The 16,211-nt window shown below is 61.4% G+C and carries 15 protein-coding genes; 10 read left to right on the forward strand and 5 right to left on the reverse strand.

All coding sequences use genetic code 11. From position 1 onward, the window contains the following. Positions 1–97: 97 nt before the first annotated feature. Together B0D71_RS15730 and B0D71_RS15735 are read right to left on the reverse strand one after the other, a co-directional pair. A complete protein-coding gene (locus tag B0D71_RS15730; RefSeq protein WP_103395580.1) occupies positions 98–1,225 on the reverse strand; it encodes a DmpA family aminopeptidase in 1,128 nt (375 codons plus the stop codon). Positions 1,226–1,330: 105 nt separating this feature from the next. Then, positions 1,331–2,434, reverse strand: coding sequence for an extracellular solute-binding protein (locus B0D71_RS15735; protein ID WP_103395581.1), 1,104 nt, complete (start codon positions 2,432–2,434; stop codon positions 1,331–1,333). A 110-nt stretch (positions 2,435–2,544) separates the two neighbouring features. Between B0D71_RS15735 and B0D71_RS15740 the strand changes: the two genes are divergently transcribed. Then, positions 2,545–3,318: a helix-turn-helix transcriptional regulator gene (locus B0D71_RS15740; RefSeq protein WP_103395582.1), complete on the forward strand. Its 774-nt coding sequence runs from the start codon at positions 2,545–2,547 to the stop codon at positions 3,316–3,318. Positions 3,319–3,401: 83 nt separating this feature from the next. Here the strand turns inward: B0D71_RS15740 and B0D71_RS15745 are convergent, their stop codons facing one another. Both B0D71_RS15745 and B0D71_RS15755 read right to left on the reverse strand, forming a co-directional pair. Beyond that, positions 3,402–4,364 (reverse strand): IS110 family transposase, encoded by a 963-nt coding sequence (locus tag B0D71_RS15745; protein WP_103393606.1) that lies wholly within the window; start codon positions 4,362–4,364, stop codon positions 3,402–3,404. Positions 4,365–4,618: 254 nt separating this feature from the next. Further along, the gene (locus tag B0D71_RS15755; protein WP_103395583.1) at positions 4,619–5,530 is read right to left on the reverse strand and encodes a LysR family transcriptional regulator; all 912 of its coding nucleotides are present in this window, start codon (positions 5,528–5,530) and stop codon (positions 4,619–4,621) included. Positions 5,531–5,636: 106 nt separating this feature from the next. Here B0D71_RS15755 and B0D71_RS15760 point away from each other — a divergent pair, with 106 nt between their 5' ends. The 3 genes from B0D71_RS15760 (at position 5,637) to B0D71_RS15770 (ending at position 9,969) form a co-directional block, all read left to right on the forward strand. Continuing rightward, positions 5,637–7,364, forward strand: coding sequence for an amidohydrolase (locus B0D71_RS15760; RefSeq protein WP_103395584.1), 1,728 nt, complete (start codon positions 5,637–5,639; stop codon positions 7,362–7,364). Between the two features lie 141 nt (positions 7,365–7,505). Next, positions 7,506–8,582, forward strand: coding sequence for a C45 family autoproteolytic acyltransferase/hydrolase (locus B0D71_RS15765; protein WP_103395585.1), 1,077 nt, complete (start codon positions 7,506–7,508; stop codon positions 8,580–8,582). 37 nt (positions 8,583–8,619) lie between these two features. After that, entirely contained in the window at positions 8,620–9,969 is a 1,350-nt protein-coding gene (locus B0D71_RS15770) for an MFS transporter (protein WP_103395586.1), read from the forward strand. Here B0D71_RS15770 and B0D71_RS15775 read toward each other — a convergent pair. Then, positions 9,947–10,894 carry a class I SAM-dependent methyltransferase gene (locus tag B0D71_RS15775; protein ID WP_103395587.1) on the reverse strand — a complete coding sequence of 316 codons (948 nt, stop codon included), beginning with the start codon at positions 10,892–10,894 and terminating at the stop codon, positions 9,947–9,949. The two genes, B0D71_RS15770 and B0D71_RS15775, sit on opposite strands and share 23 nt — an antisense overlap. A 192-nt stretch (positions 10,895–11,086) precedes the next feature. Between B0D71_RS15775 and B0D71_RS15780 the strand changes: the two genes are divergently transcribed. The 6 genes from B0D71_RS15780 (at position 11,087) to B0D71_RS15805 (ending at position 16,149) form a co-directional block, all read left to right on the forward strand. Next, complete coding sequence (locus tag B0D71_RS15780) at positions 11,087–11,704, forward strand: cytochrome b/b6 domain-containing protein (protein WP_103395588.1); 618 nt, start codon at positions 11,087–11,089, stop codon at positions 11,702–11,704. Next, positions 11,701–12,486 carry a molybdopterin-dependent oxidoreductase gene (locus B0D71_RS15785; RefSeq protein ID WP_103395589.1) on the forward strand — a complete coding sequence of 262 codons (786 nt, stop codon included), beginning with the start codon at positions 11,701–11,703 and terminating at the stop codon, positions 12,484–12,486. Before B0D71_RS15780 ends, B0D71_RS15785 begins: the two co-directional genes overlap by 4 nt. 53 nt (positions 12,487–12,539) lie before the next feature. Further along, positions 12,540–12,779, forward strand: coding sequence for a pentapeptide MXKDX repeat protein (locus B0D71_RS15790; RefSeq protein ID WP_103395590.1), 240 nt, complete (start codon positions 12,540–12,542; stop codon positions 12,777–12,779). 382 nt (positions 12,780–13,161) lie between these two features. Next, positions 13,162–13,674 (forward strand): formaldehyde-activating enzyme, encoded by a 513-nt coding sequence (gene fae / locus B0D71_RS15795; protein ID WP_075948975.1) that lies wholly within the window; start codon positions 13,162–13,164, stop codon positions 13,672–13,674. 10 nt (positions 13,675–13,684) lie between these two features. Beyond that, positions 13,685–14,719, forward strand: a complete 1,035-nt coding sequence (locus B0D71_RS15800; protein ID WP_103395591.1) for an aldo/keto reductase — start codon at positions 13,685–13,687, stop codon at positions 14,717–14,719. Continuing rightward, positions 14,716–16,149: an NAD-dependent succinate-semialdehyde dehydrogenase gene (locus B0D71_RS15805; RefSeq protein ID WP_103395592.1), complete on the forward strand. Its 1,434-nt coding sequence runs from the start codon at positions 14,716–14,718 to the stop codon at positions 16,147–16,149. Before B0D71_RS15800 ends, B0D71_RS15805 begins: the two co-directional genes overlap by 4 nt. Positions 16,150–16,211 lie beyond the last annotated feature (62 nt).

Below are 16,211 nucleotides of genomic sequence, written 5' to 3' on the forward strand. Positions count from 1 at the left end.
TGAGCTTGGTAGGGGTTCAGTTCACTCACCACCTACGCAGCGGCTTGAGTTAACAAGCGACTGCGTAAGTTCATCCTAGAAAGACCGAGTGTTTCACTCAAGTACCGCTAGTCGCGTCCCCCGGCCAGCCGGCGCGGCGCAATGCCTTGAGCAAGGTGTCGGCATCCAGCCCCTGTACGCTGTGCCCGTTGCCTTCGGCCGTGTCGGCGGCGAGCAGGGCATTGATGATGGCTTCTTCCACGGCCTCGGTGGCGGCCAGGAACAGCTCGCTGATGTGGTCGTTGTTGACCATGCTCAGGTGGTCGGTGGTTGGCGCTTTCTTGCTCTCGTAGGCCGCCGGTGGCACATCATTACCGGTGGCGAAGGCGATGAAGATGTCGCCGCTGTGGTCTTCATTACCGCCGCCAGTGCGGGCCAGGCCGAGGCTGGCGCGCTGGGCCAGGCGGGTGCACTGGTGCGGCAGCAACGGCGCATCGGTGGCCAGGCAGACCACGATCGAGCCCATGCCTGGATGGGGCAGCGAGGCCTTGAGGAACGGCGAATCGACCTGTTCCATGTAGCGCCCGACCGGGTAGCCGTCGACGCGCAGTTCGTTACGGATGCCATGGTTGGCCTGGACAATCGCCCCGACCGTCCAGCCGCCCTGGGCACTGTTCAAGCGTCGCGACGCGGTGCCGATACCGCCCTTGAATTCGTGGCAGATCATGCCGCTGCCACCGCCGACATTGCCTTCGGTCACCGGGCCGCTCTCGGCGCTGCGCACGGCTTGGGCCACGTGCTCGGGCTTGACGTGAAAACCGTTGATGTCGTTGAGCAGGCCATCGAAGGTTTCCAGCACCACCGGCATGTTCCAGTAGAGGCGCCCGTCATCGGGTTGCTGCTCGCGGTCGAGCACGATCAACGCATCGCGTACCACGCCCAGGCTGTGGGTGTTGGTGAAGGCGATGGGGCTGGTCAGCAAGCCTGCTTCGCGAATCCACTCCAGCCCCGTGGCATCGCCATTGCCGTTGAGCACATGCACACCGGCAAAGCACGGTTGCTGGCTGGTGGAACCGGCGCGCGGTTCGATGACGGTGACGCCAGTGAGGATGTCGCGGCCGTTGGTGGTGCGGCCTCGCACATTGCTGTGGCCAACCCGTACGCCGGGGACGTCGGTGATGGCATTGAGCGGGCCGGGTTGCAGTTGACCGAACTGGATGTTGAGGTCGCGGGCACGTGGTTTCATGGTTTTCTCATCTTCGATTCGTGGCAGAAAAAAGAATATTTGTTGGGCACCACGGCCCCTGTGGGAGCGAGCAAGCCCGCTCCCACAGGGTTTTGTGGTGTCCGGTCATTGACCGTTCTTGACCTTGCTCCAGATCCGCGTCCGCACCCGTTCCGTAGCAGGCGGCAGTGGCTGGAGGGTGAACAAGGTGGCCATGGCTTCGGCTGGCGGATAGACGGCCGGGTTGCTGCGGGTCGCTTCGGCCACCAGCGTGGTCGCGCTGCGGTTGCCGTTGGGGTAGTTGAGGTGGTCGCTGACCGGGGCGATGACTTCAGGGCGCATCAGGTAGTCGATGAAGGCCATGCCTTGCTCGGGGTGCGGTGCGTCCTTGAGCAGCACCAGCGTGTCGAACCACACCGGCGCGCCTTCCTTGGGCAGGCTGTAGGCGATCTTCACGCCGTTGCCGGCCTGCTCGGCGGTGGTCTTGGCTTCGAGCATCGCGCCGGACCAGCCGACCGCCACGCAGATGTTGCCGTTGGACAGGTCGCTGATGAACTTCGACGAGTTGAAGTAGGCGATGTGCGGACGCAGCTTGAGCAGCAGCGCTTCGGCCTTCTTGTAGTCTTCGGGGTTGGTGCTGTTGGGTGGCAGGCCGAGGTAGTGCAGAGCGACCGGCAGCATCTCCGACGGCGAGTCGAGCATGGCCACGCCACATTCGCCGAGCTTGGCCAGGTTCTCTTCCTTGAACACCAGGTCCCAGGAATCCACCGGCGCCTTGTCACCCAGCACCGCGCGCACTTTGTCGATGTTGTAGCCGATGCCGTTGGTGCCCCACAGGTAGGGCACGGCGTACTGATTGCCCGGATCGTTGTTGGCCAGTTTCGCCAGCAGATCGGTGTCCATGTTCTTGAAGTCCGGCATCTGCTCACGGGGCAGTGGGGCGAGGGCGCCAGCCTTGATCAGCGTGGGCAAGCTGAAGTTGCTGGCCACCACCACGTCGTAGCCGCTGCGACTGGTGAGCAACTTGCCTTCGAGCACTTCGGCGCTGTCGAAGGTGTCGTAGACCAGCGCAATCCCGGTGTCACGCTTGAAATCCTGCAGGGTAGTAGGGCCGATGTAGTCGTACCAGTTGTACACATGCACGGTCGGGGCTTCGACGGCAAAGGCCGACAGCGACACCGCCAGGCTGGCGCCAAACCCCAGATTGAAATACAAGCGGTGACGACTCATGATGCGGCACTCCTGGCCTGTTGCGGCCGGTGGTAATCAGGAGTTTGCAGCGTATCGACCGGGGTGACCTTCACCCATTCCCATCATGGGTTACTCAAAAGGGGTAGTGCGTGGACGCGTTGTTGAAAGAGTTGCCGGTGCACCAGGGGCTGGCGCGAGTCTTCACGGCGGTGGGACGGGAAGGTTTCTGGCGGGCGCTGGTCGACACCCTGCGCTTGCTGGTGCCGCTGGACAACGCGCTGGTGGCGCTGATGCGCCCGGGCCATGTGCCACGCCTGCTGATTGATTTCGATGCCAAGGGCAGCGCTGATGAGCAGGAAGAACTGGCGGACTACCGCGCCGGCATGTACCTGCTCGATCCGTTCTATCAGGCCGCCTGCGCGGGTATCGCCGATGGCTTGCACAGCCTCGAATCGGTCGCCCCTGACCAGTTCCAGCACAGCGAGTACTACCTGAGCTACTTCAGCACCGTCGTCGGTGGGGACGAGTTGCAGTTCATGGTCAACGTCGATGGTGCCGTGCTCGGCTTGTCCCTCGGGCGCTCGGTGCGCTTCAGCCTCGAGGAGCAGGGCCGCTTGATTTGCGTGCGTGACTGGGTGTTGGCCGCGATGCGCCGACACCTGGATTTGCTGCCGCTGGAAGGACCGGTCACCGAACCACCGGCCGGCGATCTGGCGACCTTGCTCGATCGCTTCGACGCACGCCTGACGCTGCGCGAGATTGAAACGGCGCGCCTGATCCTCCAGGGTTTCTCCAGCAAGGCCATCGCGCAGCAACTGGGCATCTCCCCGGAAACGGTGAAAGTGCACCGGCGCAACGTCTACCACAAGCTCAACGTCAACGGGCATGGCGAGCTGTTTGCGCTGGTGTTGCAACCGCGTTAATCCGGATTGTCTGGTTGACCAAGCCGTCGCCTTCGCGAGCAGGCTCGCTCCCACAGTTGAACTGCATTTCATTGTGGGAGATTCTATGTTTGGGGGGAACCCCCAAGCATAGAATTAGGCTTGTATTCACTTTGGTTTTTCATCAACGCGAACATCACTCTGGCCAGCTTGCGTGCCAGGATAACCAAGGCTTGAGTACCTTTTAGGCCTCTGGCCAGATAACTCTCGTAGTACGGTTTCCAGATCGGCGAACGGCTGGCGGCCATGGCGCTGTTGTGAAACAGGCGCCGGAACTCCGAGTCTCCTCGCTTGGAGAGTCGACGCCTTTGATCCTTTTGTCCTGACTGCCTCACCCGCGGATCCATGCCGAGGAAGGCCACGTATTCGTCGCTGTTAGCAAATTTTCCACGCAAAAACGCTGTGGCCGCTGCTGTGGCTGTCAGGAGCCCGACACCCTCGACGGCCTGGCAGCGCTTCACCTGATCCTGCATCCCGGCGTCCTCAGCAATCTCCTTGAGTGTTTTCTGAATCGTTTTTTCGAACTGGGCAATGGCGGCCAGAAGCTGCTTGAACTGTTCTTTGAGCAGGGGTTCGTTTTTCCAGCTTTGCTTGAGTGCGACACAGCCCCGGACCAACTGAGCCCGGCGACGAAGCAGGCTTTTGAGTTGGGTGTAAGCCTTCGGCGGAGGACTCCAGATCCTCAGTCTGTCGGACTCCCTGCTCAAGTAACGCGCCAGCAGTTCGGCATCCAAGGCATCTGTTTTCGCCCTCATGCCTATTCCGTCGCGGTATTTGTTGAGGCGACAGCCATCGATGACATAAACGTCATGGCCCATTTCATGGGCTATTTCCGTTGTATCAAGGTGATAGATATTGGTCGCTTCAAGCGCGATAGCGCTGTTCGCAGGTAGCGTCTTGAGCCATTGCTTCAGGGCTGATCGCTTGTTCGCGACATTTCGGGTTCGTTCCAGGTCGGATCGATAGATAACAATCTCGTCCTTCGCCACATCCACACCAACGACCACCTGAGAATCAAGGATTGTCATGGCCCACCCTCCGAGCTAGGGTTTAAAGACTTGTTGGGGTTCACCGTTGCGCTGGCTTGTTTCTATCGTCGGTCCGAGCCGATGCATTCCTTATCGGCGCATTAGGTGAAGGGGTGGGACGAAGTCTCCCACGGTCTGTACTGGTCAGAGTCAGATGACGAGCTTTAGTCCCACCCACCCCTTCAAGTCTAAACATACAAGCGAGCCTGCTCGCGAAGGGTGCTATGCGGTCTTTATTGGTTTGATCCAGCCTTTCAGGCCTGGTGTTCCTGCCAATGCGCCTTGAGGTAATCGATGAACACTTTCACCTTGCGTGTGTTGCGCCGGTGCGCCAGGTACAGCACGTAGATCCACGGCCCGAACGCGCTGGGCTCACGCCAGTACTGCGGCATCAATTCGACCAGCTCGCCGCGCGCCAGATAGGGCGCGGCACTCCATTGCGGGATGAACTGCAGGCCCTGGCCATCAAGCAGGCAGGCCAGCAGAAAGTCGTAGTTATCGCTGGCCACCCGTGGCGTTGGTTGGGTCAGGCGTATGCGTTGTTCACCTTGCTTGACCCACCAGAAGTGCCGATTCAGTAGCGGATGGCGGAAGATCAGCCAGTCGTGCTGCTGGTAATTGTCCAGTGAAACATCCTCGCCTTTGCGCGCTAGGTAAGCCGGGCTGGCGCACAGCAACATCTGGTTTTCCACCACCGGCTGCGCTATCACGCCGGGCAGGTCGATGGGGCCGTCGCGCAGGGCGAGGTCGTAGCCGCCGTCCACCGGGTCTTCGAAGTTATCGCTCAGGTCCACTTCCAGTTTGACCTGCGGATGCGCGGTCAAGAAGCGACAACACACCCGGTTGAGAAACGCCGGTGCGAACGAAGGTGGGGCGGTGATCCGCAGATCGCCGCGCAATTCATGCTGCAACTGCTCCACGTCTTCGGTGGCCAGTTGCAGTTGCATCAACGCCTGCCGTGCGCCTTCCAGATAGATGCGGCCCGCCTCGGTCAGGGCCATGCGCCGGGTAGTGCGGTCGAACAGGCGCGTGCCGAGCTCTTCCTCCAGTTGGGCCACGGCCTTGGTCAGGGCCGAAGGGGTTTTGCCGAGCAGGTCGGCGGCACGGCTGAAATTACCCTGTTCGGCGGTTGCGACGAACATGGTCAGGGCACTCATTTTGTCCATTGATCTATTCCTGATGGGCACAGAAGTTGTGCGGGAGCAGGCATTCAGTTCTTGATTTGGCTTGGATAGTCTTGGCTACAGCCCAACAAAAATAAAGAGCCACCCCATGAAACAGATTCTGACCTTGGCCGCGTCACTCGCTCTGGCCTGTTCCTCGATGGAAAGTATGGCCGCTGTCGATCTCATCCTGCACAACGCCCGGGTGTACACCGCCGAGCCCGGCCAGCCCTTGCAGCAGGCCATTGCGGTCGAGAACGGCAAGGTCGCGGCGGTGGGTTCCGATGCCCGGGTGCTTGGGCTCAAACAGCCGGGCACGCGCATCATCGACCTGGGCGGCAAGGTGCTGATGCCAGGGTTCATCGACTCGCACTCGCACACGGTGAAGGGCGGCCTGCAATTGCGTCAGGCCAATCTGGACGGTGAGTTGCTGCCGCTCGATGAGCTGGAAACGCGCCTGCGTCAGTGGCGCGAAGACGGCAAGGCCAAACGTGGTGACGTCCTCAGCGTCGGCGGTTTGCCATCGACTTACTGGAGCCAGATCGAGGCCCTTGAGCAACGCTTCAATCAGGGCGAATGGGCGGACACCCCGATTCTCTTTCTGGGCTGGGACCTGCACACGGGCTGGGCCAACCGGGCCATGCTCCAGCGTGCCGGCGTCGATGCCGCGCGGGTCAAGGCACTCAAAGATGAAGAGCAGGCGACGATAGGGCATCACGCCGATGGACGCCCGAATGGTTTCCTGGTCGATGCCGGTTTGTACCCGGTGCAGGCGCTGCTTCCACCCCCGACCACCGAGGAGTTGATGGCGGGCGCGCGCGCAGCACTCGACTACTACAAGAGCCTGGGCATCACCGGCTGGATGGACCCGATCGCCAATGAAATTCCCGGCAGCGATGTGAACAATCAGTCGGTGGGCGTGCTGCCAATCTACAAGGCGCTGGCCGAACGCGGCGAGCTGACCGCTCATGTGGCCGCGCTACTGATGGCCGACTCGAAAGCCACGCCGGCCGATCTCGATGAACTGGACAAGGTCCGCCAGCAGTTTCTCGGCGTGCCCAACCTGACCCTGCCGGGCATCAAGGTGTTTGCCGATGGCGTGGCAGAAGTCCCGGCACAAAGTGCCGCCATGCTCGAGCCCTACAAGAACTCGAAGAAATCCGGAGAGCTGCTGATCGACCCGGCGCACTTCGGCGAACTGGTCAGTGCCGCCGATGCCCGTGGCTGGTTGGTGCACATCCACGCGATTGGCGACCGTGCGGTGCGTGAGTCGCTCAACGGCATCGAGCAGGCGCGCAAGGATCGGCACAGTGGTATCGCGCACTCCATTACGCACCTGCAAATGGTCAATCCGAAGGAATTCGCCCGCTTCAAAACCCTCAACGTCATCGCCTCGATGCAGCTGTACTGGGCCATGGGCGATGAGTCGAGCATGGACCTGGTCAAACCCTACGTCAGCGCCATGGCCTTCATGTACTCGTACCCGGCGCGCTCGCTGCTCAAGAACGGCGCGACCATTGCCGGTGCCAGCGATTGGCCGATCACCACGCCGGACCCATGGAAGGCGATCTACCAGGCGGTCAGCCGCAAAGGTCCGAAAGGCGTGCTCAACGCCGCCGAAGAGATCGACCGCCAGACCATGTTCCAGGCCTACACCCTCAACGCGGCCCGCACCCTGCGCCTCGAGGAACAAATCGGCTCGCTCAAGCCGGGCAAGCAGGCCGACATGATCGTCCTCGACCGCGATGTCTTCGCCGTCAGCCCAGAGGCCCTGCGTGATACCCAGGTGCTGAACACCTGGTTCGCCGGTCGCGAAATCTTTGCCCGCACGCAATAACTTCGGGACCTGTAGGAGCCGGCTTGCCGGCGATGACGGCGGATCAATCAACATTGATGTTCCTGCCAGATCCTTATCGCCGGCAAGCCGGCTCCTACAGAGACCAGGCAAAATTATCAACGTAAAACAGGAAAACCTTTCGTGAATCTGCATTGCTTCGTCACCGACACCCAAAACCCACACATCCGCGGCCAGCAAATCGGCGAAACCTGGGCCGCGCAAATCGGCAAGACGGTGGCGCTTTATCTCGACTTCTTCAATCAGGTCGGCGTCTCACCCGAGCAGGTGCGCGCTATTGGCGAAGCCAGCCTGCAAGCGCTGACCGAGTGGAGCCCGAGCCTGGCCCAGGAATTGGTGGCGACGGCCGAAGGTGCCGGGATTCCCCTGTGGCAACTGGCGAGCCTGAACGCGCGCACGGAAATCCTCGCAGTGATGCCGGCCTCGCTCGAAGGTGAATGCTCGACGGCGGTCTATGCGCCGGCGGGATTGGAGTCGCCCAAGACCATTCAGACTTGGGACTGGCACGATTCACTGGTGCCCCACGGCATGCTGTTGCAACTCACGGCCAGTTCCGGGATCACCGTCAAGCTGTTCACCGAGCTCGGCATGCTCGGCAAGATTGGCGTGAACAGCGCAGGCGTCGGGCTGCATTTCAACATCCTCCACCACGCCAGCGACAACGCTATTGCCGGCGTGCCGGTGCATGCGATTGCCCGACGGATTCTGGAAGAGGCTACCAGTGTTGAAGAGGCCATTGCCCTGGCGCGGTCGGCGCGGGTCAGTGCCTCGACGGTGCTGACGGTGTTCTCGCACAGGGATGCGTCGCCACGTGCGGCGAGCATTGAAATGTCCGCCGCCGGCATCGCCGTGGTCCTGCCAGGCGAAGACGGCTGGATCACCCACACCAACCACTTCCTCGACGAGGCGCTGAGCCTTGGCGAGCGCACGCCGGACGCTTCGACCACCTACGCACGCCTGGCCCACGTCAACGCGGCGCGGGTCGACATGATCCATGGCGACCTTAATCGCCGGGCCGCGGCCATGTGCGGTGCCGCCGGCGACGAGGCGCCGATCTGTTTCCATCCAGACCTGAGCATGCCGGCCACCGAGCGCTGGGAAACCCTGCTGACCATCGGCATCGACAGCGAGCACGGCGTGCTGGAATACGCCGCCGGCAACCCGATGCTGCTGGCCCGCGATGGCTTCCAACGCTTCTAAACCGACGTCCTCCATAACAACAAAAAGAGCACTCGATATGGCTAGTTACGGTCATTTCCCGGCGGGTTCGCAATCCGCCCTCAGAACGTTCTTCGTCTCCGGCATGGGCACCGCGCTGGAGTTCTATGACTTCGTCATCTACGGCACGGCGGCGGCGCTGGTGTTTCCCAAGGTGTTCTTCCCGCAGATGGACCCGCTGACCGCCACGCTGTTTGCTTTCGGCGCCTTTGGCGCGGGCTTTTTTGCCCGTCCGCTGGGCGGCATGGTCTTCGGGCACTACGGTGACAAGATTGGCCGGCAGAAAATGCTGGTGATCACCTTGTTGCTGATGGGCCTGAGCACTTTGCTGATCGGCTGCCTGCCGGGCTATTCGTCGATAGGCCTGGCAGCGCCGGCACTGCTGGTGCTGTTGCGGTTGATACAGGGCTTCGCCGCCGGCGGTGAGTGGGGCGGGGCGGCGCTGTTCGGCATCGAATCGGCGCCCCCGGGGCGACGGGGGCTGTGGGGCAGTTTTACCAGCATGGGCATCGGTATTGGCGGCATCCTCGGTGCAGCGGTGTTCGGCATCGTCAGTGTTGCCTCGAACGATAACCTTGCCGATTTCGCCTGGCGCATTCCGTTCTGGTTGGGCGGCGTGCTGGTGTTGATCGGGCTCTATGCGCGATTGCAAAAGCCCGTGGCACAACCCGTCGAACACAAGACGCAGGCACGCATTCCCCTGGTCGCGGCACTGCGGGCACGTCCAAAGGAAATGCTGTTGTGCACGGGGATCGCGTTCGGCTATGTGACCATCGCCTACATCGGCAGCACGTTCTTTCTGTCCTATGCCACCCAGCTTGGCTACGGCAGCACCGATGCGCTGATCTTCGATTTTTCATTGTCGGTGGCCATCGTGGTGACCGCGCCGCTGTTTGCCCTGCTGTCGGACCGGATCGGCCGGCGCAAAGTCATGATCCTCGGCGCAATCATCATGGCCCTCGGGTTCTTCGCCTTCTTCCCATTGGTCGGCATGAAAAGCCTGCTGGTATCGACCCTGGCGTACATCGCGGTCGGCGCGTTCATGGGGGCGACACAGGGGCCGATTCCGGCGTTTCTCGCAGAGCAGTTCCCTCGGGATATGCGCTATTCAGGGATGTCCGCCGCCTACCAGATCGGTGCGGCACTGGGCGGCGGTACGGCGTCGAGCGTGGCCACGGCGATCCTGATTGCCACCGATCACAATGCGGTCGGCGTCGCGGTGTATGGCTCGGTGGCGTTGGCGATTGTCGCGGTGTGCTCGTTCTGCCTGAGGGAAACGGCGCACTTGAGCATGGCGCAGATTGATCAAGCGCCAAAGAATGACGGCGTACCCCTGGTTGCGACAGTCAATCGGTCTGGTGCTGCCTGAACACCAACGCCTTCAACCCACATTCGACATCGGTATCGGGAAACTCCGGCGGATTTTCCAGTCGCTGCTCGAACTGAAGGCTGGGTGCTTCACGGGTGACACCGTCGATCAGGAAGTCGGCGCCGAACGCAGGGTCGTTCATGCAGGCCAGCACGGTGCCATTTTCAGTGAGCAGTTCGGGTAGCCGGCGCAGCACGCGCTGGTAGTCCTTGGTCAGCAGGAAGCTGCCTTTCTGGAATGACGGCGGGTCGATGATCACCAGGTCGTACGGGCCTTTGCCGATCACTTTGCCCCAGGACTTGAACAGGTCGTGGCCGAGGAAGCTCACCTGGCCCAGGTCGTGGCCGTTGAGCCGGTGGTTGTCGCGACCACGGCTCAAGGCCGGGCTGGACATGTCGAGGTTGACCACATGGGTCGCGCCGCCTTCGATGGCCGCCACCGAAAAACCGCAGGTGTAGGCGAACAGGTTCAACACCCGCTTGCCTTCGGCATGGGCGCGGACCCAGTCGCGGCCGTAGCGCATGTCGAGGAACAGACCGGTGTTCTGTTTGCGGCCCAGGTCCACCCGGTACTTCAGCCCGCCCTCGGTGATGGTCATTTCTTCGATGACGTCGCCGAGCAGCCACTCGGTAGTGCTTTGCAGCAGGTAGCGGTGTTGCAGCAACAGCGTATGCGCGGCGGATGTTGCCCACTGTTCAGACTGGGTGATTGCCATCAGCACGTGTTTCAAATTTTCCAGTTGCCCGGCTTCCGGCTCCTTGAACAGTGCCACCAGTACCACGCCCTGCAGCCAGTCCACGGTCACTTGCTCCAGCCCCGGCCAGCAGCGGCCACGGCCGTGGAACAGGCGACGGGTTTCGGCGGGGGCGGCCGCCAGGGCGGATAGCAAATGCTCATGTAGGGTGGCGAGGGCTTCAGGGTTCATTGGATCGGGTCGGTGGCGTGGAAAGGGGCGGCATTTAACCATAAATGCCCATCTTGCGGTCCACACAAAACCCTACAGATTTTGCGGTGATCTTGAGGGCCAGTTATCACATTAAATTTAACTTTACGTGAGGATTTGGCGATCTTCCGGCTCCCATACTCGGCTCCAACGAACAACAAACGGGAGCCGGACATGTCGCAGAGCACTGCTTCACCCAAGGCCAGTCATCCACGCTGGCTCCGCCTGACCCACTGGCTCAACGCCCTGGCGGTGCTGGTGATGGTGACCAGCGGCTGGCGCATCTACAACGCCTCGCCGATCTACGAATTCAGCTTTCCCAAGTCGATCACCCTCGGTGGCTGGCTGGGGGGCGCGCTGCAATGGCATTTCGCGGCGATGTGGTTCCTGGCGATCAACGGTCTGATTTACCTGGCATTCAACCTGTTCAGCGGACGCCTGAAACGGCGTTTCTTCCCGGTTTCGCCCAAAGGCGTGCTGCATGACCTGTGGGCTGCGTTGCGCGGAAAACTGGGGCACGCCGACCTCAGCCATTACAACCAGGTGCAACGCGTCGCGTACCTGTTCGTGATGGTCGACATCGTGCTGCTGGTGCTCTCCGGGCTGGTGTTGTGGAAGTCGGTGCAGTTCCCGTTGTTGCGTGAATTGCTGTTCGGTTACGAAGGCGCGCGCCGTGTGCACTTCTTCGCGATGGCGCTGTTGGTGGCCTTCGTGGCGGTGCATCTAGTGATGGTCGCGCTGGTGCCGAAAACGCTGTTGGCCATGATCGTCGGCCGCAAGGAGCAGGTATGAAAAAGCGTATTCAAATCCCCGGGCTGGACGAGGCGTCGATCCTCACCGATGCCCGCAAGATCCTCGCGCCGCAGATCGAAGATCGCTCGCGCCGCTCGTTCCTGCTGCGCGGCCTGACCCTCGGCAGCGTGGCCATGTTGTCCGGCTGCAATATCACCGACAACGAAAGTGTCGAGACCGCGTTGTCGTCCATGTCGCGCTTCAACGATCGGGTCCAGGGCTGGCTGTTCAATCCCAATGCGATGGCGCCGACCTATCCCGAATCGATGATCACCCGGCCATTTCCGTTCAATGCCTTCTACGGTATCGACGAGGCGCCGACGGTGGAGGAGGAGGGCTATCGCCTGGAAGTCACCGGCCTGGTTGCCGACAAGCGCAGCTGGCGCCTCGAAGAGCTGCGCGCCATGGCCCAGACCGAGCAGATCACCCGGCATATTTGCGTCGAAGGCTGGAGCGCGATCGGCCGCTGGGGCGGCGTGCGCTTCAGCGATTTCCTCAAGCGCATCGGCGCTGACACCGACGCCAAATACGTCGGTTTCAAATGCGCCGACGACTACTACACCAGCATCGACATGGCCACCGCACTGCATGCGCAAACCCTGTTGACGCTGACTTATGACGGCGCGGTGCTGCCGCGCGAATACGGCTTCCCGATGAAGCTGCGCATGCCCACCAAGCTTGGCTACAAGAACCCCAAACACATTCAGGCGATTTTCGTCAGCAACACCTACAGCGGTGGCTACTGGGAAGACCAGGGCTACAACTGGTTTGGTGGCAGCTGATGAACGTGCGAATCATTCACTGTCCACAAAACCGTGCTCCAAGGAGATTCATCATGAAAAAGTTGACCACCGTTGTTCTGTCCATGTGCCTGGCCGTTGGTGCTGCCTCTGTGTTCGCCGCTACTGCTGTTGACAACGGCAGCATGAGCAACGACAGCATGAGCAAGGATTCGATGTCCAAGGATGCGATGAAGAAGACCGATTCAATGTCCAAAGACGCCATGTCCAAGGACGCGATGAAAAAAGACGCCATGTCCAAGGATGCGATGAAAAAAAGCGAAATGTCGCAGTAAGTCCAGACAACAGAAATCCCCCCTGTAGGAGCGAGCCTGCTCTCGATGGTCTGTCAGTCAACACAACAGTGACTGATACACCATCGCGAGCAGGCTCGCTCCTACAGGTTTTTCATTGCTCTTGAAGGGATATGACTTGAAGTCATGCCCTCATGACTTTTAATGGTTACAGCCCTGCCAACCTCCAGTGTTAAAAAATCGCAAACCAGCTCATCAACAACAAAAAAGAGCGTTTGCAACCATGACTCATCATCACAGCCGCGTCTTCGCTAGCTTCCCGCTGCGCTCTTCGAACCCAGACTTTTGCCACGCCAGGCTCCCTGCCTGCGTGCGCTTCTGACCGTCCTAAACATCCCTCTGCGTCCTGACAAGAGTAATGATCATGAAAGAACTCGACCTGTACATCGGTGAAGGCTTCGAAGGCCCAGGCGTGAACGCCGCGCACATCAACATTCTGATCGGCCCGCGCAACGGTCCGGCTGGGCAAGCATTCGCCAACAGCCTGGCCTCGCCAAGCCAGGGTCACTGCCCGTTCATGGTGATCGCCCAGCCGAACATTCCGGTCAAGCCGATGACCCTGTACGTCAACAAAGCCGCGATCGGCAGCGACCTGCACGGCAACGCCACCTGGGGCGCATCCCAGGCCGGTATCGCCAAGGCAGTTCTGGAAGCGCTGCTCGACGGTACCCTGCCGCCGGAAGCCGAAGACGAGTGGGCCATCGTCACCGCCAATTGGGTCAACCCGGCCTGCGACGATCTCGACGCCGTGTACCTGAACAACTACAACGCCTGCCGCACCGCGATCCGCGCCGCCCTGACCGGCAAGCCGGAAACCGCGCAGCTCAAGGATGTGGTCAATCACATCAGCAACCCTTTCTACACGCCAAAAGCCTGAGGTCCGCGCCATGCAATACATTCGTTTGGGCAACTCCGGCCTCGAAGTCTCCCGCCTGTGCCTGGGCACCATGAACATGGGCACCCCGGACTGGAAACCGTGGATCTTCGATGAGAAAAAAAGCGAACCGATCGTCAAGCACGCGCTGGATAACGGCGTGAACTTCATCGACCTGGCGGACTTCTATTCCGCCGGCGTCGGCGAGGAAGTAGTAGGGCGCATCGTCAAGCGCCTGGCCCGTCGCGAGGACCTGGTGATCACCACCAAGGTCGGCTACGGCACCCGCACCGGCGTCAACGCCAGCGGTCACTCGCGCAAGCACATCATGGACAGCATCGATGCTTCGCTCAAGCGCCTGGACATGGACTACGTCGATGTCTTTATGCTGCATTACTTCGACGTCAACACCCCGGTCGAAGAGACCATGAGCGCCATGAACGACATCGTGCGTTCCGGTAAGGCCCGTTACATCGGCGTGTCGACCATGCTCACCGGGCAGTTGGCAAAAATCCTCATGGCCTGCGAGCGCAATGGCTGGGTCAAGCCGATCAACATGCAGCTGCAACTGAACTGCGCCTACCGTGAAGAAGAGCGCGAGATGATCCCGTTCTGCCGCGACCAGGGCTTGGGTGTTTCGGTGTTCAGCCCGCTGGCCCGTGGCCTGCTGACCGGCGACGCTCAGTCGACCCGTAACCAGACCGACTTCTTCACCCAGCAGATGTACAGCGACGAAGCCTCGTTCGAGATCGCCCATTCGGTGCAGCGCGTGGCTCGTGCCCGTGGAGTGTCGAACGCGCAGATTGCCCAGGCGTGGGTGGCCAACCACCCGGGCGTGGATTGCATGCTGGTCGGTGCCGACACCACCGAGCAGTTCGACAGTGCCCTGGCGGCCCTGGAAACAAAGCTCGACGCCGAAGAGCTGTACGAGCTGGAACGCAACTACACGCCGTGCGACGTGATCAACGATTACACCGCCGGTAAACGTATCCTGCGTTCGGCCCGTCCGGGTCTGGAGCGCTTCAACCTGACCGAGGCCGTGGCATGAGCGCGTTGATTCGTCACGGCCATTTCATCGATGGCCAATGGTCCCGCGGCGGTGCGACTTATCCGGTGCTGAACCCGGCCAATGGCGAGCTGATCGCCGAGGTGCAAAAGGCCGGCGCTGAAGAGACTGATTTGGCCATCGCAGCTGCCAACCGCGCGTTGCCGGCCTGGCGCAAGCTGACCGCCAAGGAACGCAGCCAGCGCCTCAAGCGCTGGAGCGAGTTGATGCTGAGCAACCAGAAGGACCTGGCCACGCTGCTCAGCCGTGAACAGGGCAAGCCATTGGCCGAAGCCATGGGCGAAGTGGTCTACGCCGCGAGCTTCCTGGAATGGTTCGGCGAAGAAGCCAAGCGTGCCTATGGCGATGTGATCCCGAGCCACAAGGCCGATGCACGGATCATCGTGGTCAAGGAGGCGATTGGCGTGGTCGCGGCGATCACCCCGTGGAACTTCCCGTTGGCCATGGTCACCCGCAAGGTCGGTCCTGCGCTGGCGGCTGGGTGCACGATGATCCTCAAACCGTCGGAAGAAACCCCGCTGTCGGCCTTCGCCCTGGCGGTGCTGGCCGAGCAGGCCGGGATTCCGGCCGGTGTGTTCAACATCGTCTCCGGTGATGCCGTGGCGATTGGCGGCGCGCTGCAAGCGTCGAGCGTCGTGCGCAAGCTGTCGTTCACAGGCTCGACCCGCACCGGCAAGCTGCTGATGCGCCAGGCCGCCGACACGCTGAAAAAGGTCTCGCTGGAACTGGGTGGCAACGCGCCGTTCATTGTGTTCGACGACGCCGATCTGGACGCTGCCGTCAAAGGTGCGATGGCCTCGAAGTTTCGCAACACCGGGCAAACCTGCGTCTGTGTAAACCGCTTCTTCATTCAGGACGGTGTCTACGAAGCCTTCACCGGCAAACTCGCCGAAGCGGTGGCAGCGATGCGCGTCGGCAGCGCCCTGGACGGTGAAACCGAGCAAGGTCCGCTGATCAATCATGCCGCGCTGGCCAAGGTCGAGCTGCACGTGAGCGATGCGGTGGAGAAGGGCGCCAAGGTTCTGTGTGGTGGCCGTCGCCATGTCCTGGGCGGCACGTTCTACGAGCCGACCATTCTTGCCGAAGCCAGCAGCGACATGCTGATTGCCCAGGATGAGACGTTCGGTCCGGTGGCGGCCTGCTTCCGTTTCAAGGACGAGGCCGAAGTGCTGCAACGAGCCAACGACACACCGTTCGGTTTGTCGGCGTACTTCTACAGCCGCGACATCGGCCGCGTCTGGCGCATGGCCGAAGGCCTGGAAGCCGGCATGGTCGGGATCAACGAAGGGATCATTTCCACGGAAGTGGCGCCGTTCGGCGGCATCAAGGAGTCGGGCCTGGGGCGCGAGGGTTCGAAGTATGGCCTGGATGACTACCTGGAGATGAAATACCTGTTGATGGGTGGTCTCTAACCCCGCGAGCCCCCCTGTGGGAGCGGGCCCTGTGGCGAGGGGGCTTGCCCCCGTTGGGTCGC

This window comes from Pseudomonas laurylsulfativorans (assembly GCF_002906155.1).
Classification (GTDB): domain Bacteria; phylum Pseudomonadota; class Gammaproteobacteria; order Pseudomonadales; family Pseudomonadaceae; genus Aquipseudomonas; species Aquipseudomonas laurylsulfativorans.